Source organism: Roseicyclus sp. (assembly GCF_018402035.1).
Classification (GTDB): domain Bacteria; phylum Pseudomonadota; class Alphaproteobacteria; order Rhodobacterales; family Rhodobacteraceae; genus Roseicyclus.
Genome location: NZ_JAGYJN010000024.1, coordinates 1 through 6504, shown reverse-complemented (window position 1 = coordinate 6504; position 6504 = coordinate 1). Strand labels below are relative to the sequence as shown.

The 6504-nt window shown below is 61.6% G+C and carries 8 protein-coding genes; 3 read left to right on the top strand and 5 right to left on the bottom strand.

Annotated elements, in window-relative coordinates; genetic code table 11:
- Positions 1–23: 23 nt before the first annotated feature.
- The 4 genes from KG698_RS14330 to KG698_RS14315 are packed head-to-tail and all read right to left on the bottom strand — an operon-like array spanning position 24 to position 4064.
- The gene (locus KG698_RS14330; RefSeq protein ID WP_213686237.1) at positions 24–761 is read right to left on the bottom strand and encodes an SDR family oxidoreductase; all 738 of its coding nucleotides are present in this window, start codon (positions 759–761) and stop codon (positions 24–26) included.
- A 12-nt stretch (positions 762–773) separates the two neighbouring features.
- On the bottom strand, positions 774–2024 hold the full coding sequence (locus tag KG698_RS14325; RefSeq protein ID WP_300984131.1) for an MFS transporter: 1251 nt from the start codon (positions 2022–2024) through the stop codon (positions 774–776).
- Positions 2014–2775 (bottom strand): DUF1365 domain-containing protein, encoded by a 762-nt coding sequence (locus KG698_RS14320; RefSeq protein WP_213684954.1) that lies wholly within the window; start codon positions 2773–2775, stop codon positions 2014–2016. Before KG698_RS14320 ends, KG698_RS14325 begins: the two co-directional genes overlap by 11 nt.
- Positions 2772–4064 carry an NAD(P)/FAD-dependent oxidoreductase gene (locus tag KG698_RS14315; protein WP_213684953.1) on the bottom strand — a complete coding sequence of 431 codons (1293 nt, stop codon included), beginning with the start codon at positions 4062–4064 and terminating at the stop codon, positions 2772–2774. The genes KG698_RS14320 and KG698_RS14315 overlap by 4 nt, the downstream gene beginning before the upstream one ends.
- Positions 4065–4290: 226 nt before the next feature.
- On the opposite strand from KG698_RS14315, the gene KG698_RS14310 reads away from it, so the two are divergent.
- The 3 genes from KG698_RS14310 to KG698_RS14300 are packed head-to-tail and all read left to right on the top strand — an operon-like array spanning position 4291 to position 5709.
- Positions 4291–4830, top strand: coding sequence for a sigma-70 family RNA polymerase sigma factor (locus tag KG698_RS14310; protein ID WP_213684952.1), 540 nt, complete (start codon positions 4291–4293; stop codon positions 4828–4830).
- A 9-nt stretch (positions 4831–4839) separates the two neighbouring features.
- Entirely contained in the window at positions 4840–5484 is a 645-nt protein-coding gene (locus tag KG698_RS14305) for a ChrR family anti-sigma-E factor (RefSeq protein WP_213684951.1), read from the top strand.
- An 18-nt stretch (positions 5485–5502) separates the two neighbouring features.
- Positions 5503–5709 (top strand): hypothetical protein, encoded by a 207-nt coding sequence (locus tag KG698_RS14300; RefSeq protein WP_213684950.1) that lies wholly within the window; start codon positions 5503–5505, stop codon positions 5707–5709.
- Between the two features lie 75 nt (positions 5710–5784).
- Here the strand turns inward: KG698_RS14300 and yaaA are convergent.
- Positions 5785–6504, bottom strand: a 720-nt coding sequence (gene yaaA, locus KG698_RS14295; RefSeq protein WP_213686236.1) for a peroxide stress protein YaaA, incomplete at its 5' end; no start/stop codon positions are given.

The window sequence follows — 6504 nt, the reverse complement described above, 5'->3', positions numbered from 1 at the left end:
TTGCGTCCTTGATCGACATCAACCTAGCGCTGGAAGAAGATCGCCTCGTAAAGACGCATTGGTAGCAAGCGCGAAAAGCGAAACAACAGGCCGAAGCCAAAGGGAAAGGCTTTGTGGAAGATATCGGTGTTCATCTGTTCAAACACCTCTTGCGCGGCTTTCTCGGGCGACATGATAAAGGGTTTGGCATGGGGGTTGTCATCTTGCATCCGCGTCTGAATATAGCCCGGATTGGCAAGCTGGACGCAGATATTGCTGTGCCGCAGATCGCCATGCATCGATTCCGCCAAGGCCATCAGCCCCGCCTTTGACGCGGAATAGCCGATCGATCCCGGCAGGCCGCGATAGGCCGAGAGCGAGCCGATCATCACGATATGGCCCGCATCCCGCGCCACCATCGGCCCGATCACCTGCCCGATCACGCGGGCCGCACCCGTCAGGTTGATATCCAACATCTGCTCGACCTTGTCGGTATCCCACTCCTGCGCCTTGAGAAGCGTGGCGATGCCCGCAAGAAACACCAACCCGTCGATCTCGCCCACCTCTTGGGCGGCCTTTTGCACGCTGTCGCGATCGGCAACATCCATCGCAACCACATGACAGCGCCCCGGCAATTCGGCGGCGAGCGCGGCAAGCCGTTCGGCAGAGCGCGCCGACAAGATCACCTCGGCCCCTGCACGGCTGAGCTTGAGGGCGAGCGCGCGCCCCAACCCCTCGGATGCGCCAACCAGCCAATAACGCTTACCTTTGAAATCCCGCATCACATCACCCCTTCAAATCGGATTGGCCACGCCTTGCGGCAACGGCGTGCTCGCCAGAACCGCCATCGCGCCCAGTTTCAGCACGCATGGCACCAGCGCATAAAGATAGGTCAAAAGATCAAGCGCGCCTTGCGGATTATCGCTGCCCGAGCGGAACCCGGCCAGATCAAGCGCGGGCAAGAGCACCACAGCGGCCAAGGCCAGCGTCAGCTTAGAGACAAAGGCCCAAAGGCCGAAACCCGCCGCAGCCTCGGGGGCGATCTGCTCTAGGCGGCGCGCGAAGAGCGCAGGCAAAAGGGCGAAATCCGCCCCCAGCGCCGCGCCTGAAACAAGACAGACCAGCGCGAATGCGACCGTGTCGCCCGGCCCCAAGAAAAGCACCCATGAAAAGGACGCAATCGCCAAGGCCATCGCGGCAAGCAGCATGGCGCGCGGACCGAACCGCACGGCTGCACGCGACCAGATGGGCGCAGTGGCGGCGGCGGCAAGGAAGAACAAGAGCAACAGCGGCCCCTCCATCCCCGGGGCCAACAGAACGCTTTCGACATAGAATAAAAACAGTGTCGATGACACGGCGACGGGGGCCGCATTCATCAGCGCCACCAGCAAGAGCCGCCGCGCCACAGCGTCGGCCAGCACGATGCGAAAGCCGCTGTCAGCGGGCACAAGGCTGGCCCCCCATTGCGCCCGCATCAGCCACAAGGCCAGCGCGCAAAGCCCGGCAAAGCCCAGCGCGAAATTGCCATAGGGATTTCCCGTCGCATCCAACAGCGTCGGCGCGACGGCGGCGGCGCAGACGCCGAGGAGCGCGCCCGTCTCACGCCATGCGGCCAGCCGCAGATAGCCTTGCGGGCCAAGCCGTGGGGCGGCGGCGACACCTTGGGCGTACATGCAGATGGTCAAGAATGAAAAGGCCGAGAAGAGCCCCGTCATCATCAGCGCAAACCACCAGATCGGCGCGATGGGCGGCGTCACCGCGAAAAGCCCGAACATGGAGGCCGCCAGCACCGCCACACCGCCCGCGACGGCCAAAGCCCGCGCGCCGCGCAAACGTTGCGCCAGCCAGCCCAAGACCGGGTCTTGCACCACATCGAACAGGCGCAGCGCGAACAAAACCCCCGCCAGCGCGGTCAGCCCGACACCGAACTCATCAACATAGACCTTGGGCGCGTGGATATAGATGGGCAGGCCAGCGGCCGCCAACATCGCGGCAAACACCGCATAACCCGGTCGCGAGGGGGCGGGTGCCATCTCAGGAAACATCTTGCTCCGGCGGGGTGGGGCGTCTGTGAAACGGCGCACCCTTCCACCAGAGCTTGAGCGCCTGCCAATGGATCAGCGCCAGCACACGGCGCGCGCCAAAGGGGCGGCGCAGCACCGAGCGCAAGATCGCCCCCGTGGACAGCGCGCGCCGCTTGCCGGTCAACGTCGCCAAAAGCCCCTCGCCATCGGTGGAATAGTCAATCCAGATGCCCAGCCGGTCGGCCCGGATATCGAAGCGAAAGCTGTAGCCGCCTTCGATGGGCTGAAAGGGCGAGACATGAAAGATTTTCTGTGCGCAGAGCGTGTCTTCGCGCGTGATGGGCCGCTGATCGGGATGGACACACAGATAGCTGTGCCTGTCGCCAAAGGTGTTCGAGACCTCGGCAATCACCGCGCGCAATTGGCCCGCATCATCATGGGCGAGCCAGAATGAGACCGGGTTGAACACATGCCCCAGCATGCGCGGCTGCGCCAAAAGCTGTAGGGTGCCGCCCGTCGCATCGGCAAGCCCGTGACTGTTCAAAACCTCGCGCGCCCAAGCCGCACCGCGCCCTTGCTTTGGCGGGCCACCATGATCGCTGTCATGCAGCGATGTCAGCCCGGCGCGGTTGCGCGCAAAAAGCCACGGCGCGCGCGGATGCGGGTCTTCGGCATCCACCAGCACATAGTCGATGGAATAGGTGAAAGCATTCTCCACCGCGCCACGGCGTCCGTGAAAGGTCGCGGCCGCGATATGCGCGACATGGCTCATGCCGCCATGCGCGCCCTATCGCGTGCCGCCATCGCGTCAACCACATCAAGCGCGCTTGCATATCCATCTTCGTGAAAGCCGTTCTTCATCCAAGCCCCACAGAACCATGTGTTGTTTTGACCGTTCATCGCCCGCACCGTGCCTTGGGCGGCCAGCGCTGCAAGATCATAGACCGGATGGCGGAAGGTGGCCGTGTCATAGATCAATGTCTCATCAATCGGCCCACGGCTGTTGAGCGTGACGAAAAGCGGGTCGCTTTCCGGGATCGGCTGAAGGCAATTCATCCAATAGGTCAGGTCAATCGGCCCACCCTCATAGCCGGGACGCTCGGTGTAATTCCATGATGACCATGTCACGCGCCGCTTGGGCATGGCGCTGGCATCGGCATGCAGCACGGCGGTATTGGGCTGGTAGCGCACGGCACCCAGCGCCGCGCTCTCGGTCGGTGTGGGGTCAGCCAGCATGGCAAGGCTATCATCGGAATGGGTGGCAAACACCACCTCGTCAAAGACATCCCAATGCCCTTCGCGCAAGACCTCAGCCCCAAGGGCACTCCGCTTGACCGTCGTGATCGGGGTGGCCACGCGGATATCGACACCCTTGACCAGCAAGGCTTGTTCAAGCCGGGTCACATATTCGATGGACCCACCCTGCACCGTCCACCATTGGTGCTGGCCTGTCGCCTGCATCAGGTGATGATTGCGGAAAAACCGCACGAGGGCCTGTGCCGGGAAATCCATGATCTCTTCTTTGGGGGTGGACCAGATCGCGCCCGAGATCGGGGTGAGGTAATAGTCGCGGAACCAGCGGCCCATCTGCATCTGGTCCATCAACTCGCCCAGTGTGATGGTGGCATCGGTCGCGACCTTTTCCGCCCCGGCGTTGAAGCGCAACAGGTCACGCACCATCCGCAAGAAAGCGGGGTTGGCCAGATTGCGCTTTTGCGCAAACAGCGCCGAAAGGCTGCGCAGCCCGTATTCGATCCGCCCACCGCCGATGGAGGCGGCAAAGCTCATATCCGATTTCGTCACCGGCACATCGAGGGCCGCGAAGAGCTTGGTCAGATTGGGATAGTTGGCGTAGTTGAACACGATAAAGCCGGTATCGACCGGCTGATCGCCATGTTTGCCCGCGACGATGGTCCGCGCATGCCCGCCAAGGCGCGGCTCGGCCTCGAACAAGGTGACATGATGCGAATCAGCGAGGTGATAAGCCGCGCCCATGCCCGAGATTCCGCCGCCGATCACGGCAATGCGTTTCGGCGCGGCGGCCGGTTGTTCGAATGGCATCGGCAATGTCCCCATAAAAGCATCGAAAAGCGCGTTAATTAGGTTACGCGTATCCGGTCTCGCTAGATCAAAGAAAATAGTTTTGATCCAGTCTAGGGATAATCCCGTAAACGCGCTATGCTGTCGTTGAACGACCACGCTGAACAGCCAGCTGACGCCCTGTGGGGATGGTACCGGCCATCTTTTTATGCGTCAGCGAGAAAGGCGTGACCCGACCGTGACGGCAATGGAAAAGACAGAAGCGCATTGGGTGGCCAGTATGACCTCCATCGCGCAACACAAGGATCAAAAGGCCTTTGCCGAAGTGTTTCGACACTTCGCCCCAAGGGTAAAAGCCTTCTTGATCAAATCGGGGGCGGACTACGCCCTTGCGGAGGAGTGTATGCAAGACGTGATGGCCACGCTCTGGCATAAAGCGCATCTTTACGACCCGTCGCGGGCATCCGTCGCGACGTGGATCTTTACGATTGCGCGCAACCGCAAGATCGACCTGTTGCGCCGCTATGCGCGCCCCGAGCCCGAGGATCTCCCTTGGGGGCCCGAGGATGCGCCCGATCAGGTTGACGCAATCGCTCTGCAACAAGAATCCACGAAACTTGTCGACGCCGTTCGCAAGCTTCCCCAAAAACAACGTGACCTGATCGAACGGGCCTATTTCGGCGACCTCACCCATAATGAAATCGCTGCCGAAACCGGATTACCCCTTGGCACGATCAAGTCTCGCATTAGGTTGGCGCTAGAAAGGTTGCGCCACGCAATGAATTGAGGAGGCCGGATGCCTGCCATTCGCCATCATGTTCCTGACGATCTCTTGATGGGCTACGCCGCTGGCGTATTGCCCCAAGCCTTCGATCTGGTCGTCGCAGCCCATGTCTCGCTCAATGATGACGCGCGTGTCCGCCTTGCGGGCTACGAGGAATTGGGCGGCGCGGTTCTGTCTGACCTCGGCGAGGCTGAACTGGCCCCTGATAGCCTTGAACAGACGCTTGCCAAGATCTCGCGCATGCAACCGACCGAGCGCAGCGCGCCGACGGGCGGCGTATTCCCCGCCCCCCTGCGTAAAATGATTGGCGGTGACGCCAGCGCGGTTAAATGGAAATCCATCGCGCGCGGCACCAAACAGGCGGTGCTTTGCGCCGATGGCGACGCGACCGCGCGGCTTTTGTATATCCCTGCCGGTCAAGCCATGCCGGAACATAGCCACCGTGGCACCGAGATGACGCTGGTGCTTCAGGGCGGGTATAGTTCGGAAGATGGGCATTTTCAGCGCGGCGATCTGGAAGTGGCGGGCCAGCAAACCCATCACACGCCCATCGCCGATGATGATGGTGAAGATTGCATCTGCTTGGTAGCGACCGATGGGCGGCTGCGCTTTGACGGGCTTTTGCCACGGATCGCGCAAGTCTTTTTGCGCATTTGACCCAGCGGCCATTGGCCGATGCCCAATCACAACAAATTTGGCCCTTCGCGCGGTGAGTTGAAGCTGCGACTTGCCATCAGCCTTGGCGGGATGGCGCTGTTGATCGGCGCCTATGCCACAAACGGCATCGGCGGCATTGCCTCGCTTGAAATCGGGATCATCGGCACGGCGTTTTTCGGCGGCTCCGCGATCTGGTGCGCCCTACGGCTGTTGCGCGACCGATAGCGGATGGACGGGCTGGCGGACGGGCCTTCCAAGGCCCGTGTCACGCGCGTTCCAACGCGCGTTTCCCTGCCCGGTTCAAGCAGCGCTTTGTGATGCGGCCTCTGCACTGCGCAAAAAGGCCGGTTTATCCGCCGTGCTAAGATCGGCGGCATAGGCATAACCGCCCAGATCGAAATCCAAAATCCCCGCCGGATCGGTCAGCCGCCGCTCGATGATAAAGCGCGCCATCGCGCCGCGCGCCTTTTTCGCATGAAAGCTGACGATCTTGGGGCCACCCGGCTTATCCTCAAGAAATTGCGGCGTGATCACCTGCAAGGACAGCGCGCCGCGATCAACGGCCGAGAAATACTCGACCGAGGCACAGTTGATCAGCGTCTCGCTTTTCATCGCGGCTGCTTGCGCGTTCAGCGCGCGAGCAATCTTGTCACCCCAATAGGCATAAAGATTTGCACCCTTCTCATTGGCCATGCGGCTCCCCATTTCAAGGCGGTAAGGCGCAATCGCATCAAGCGGGCGCAACAGGCCGTAAAGCCCTGACAAGATGCAAAGCCGATCTTGCGCAAAGCGCAGATCATCGGCGTCAAGGCTGCTCGCCTCAAGCCCCTGATAGGTGTCACCGGCAAAGGCAAGCGCTGCCGGGCGTAGGTCATCTTGCCCCTCATCGAAGCGCTGGAAGCGTTCGACATTCAGCGCGGCCAAGCTGGGTGAAATATCCATCAATGCGGCGAGATCCGCCGCGCTCAGGCCACGGGCGGTTTGCGCCAAGGCACGCGCATCGTCTTGAAAACGTGGCGT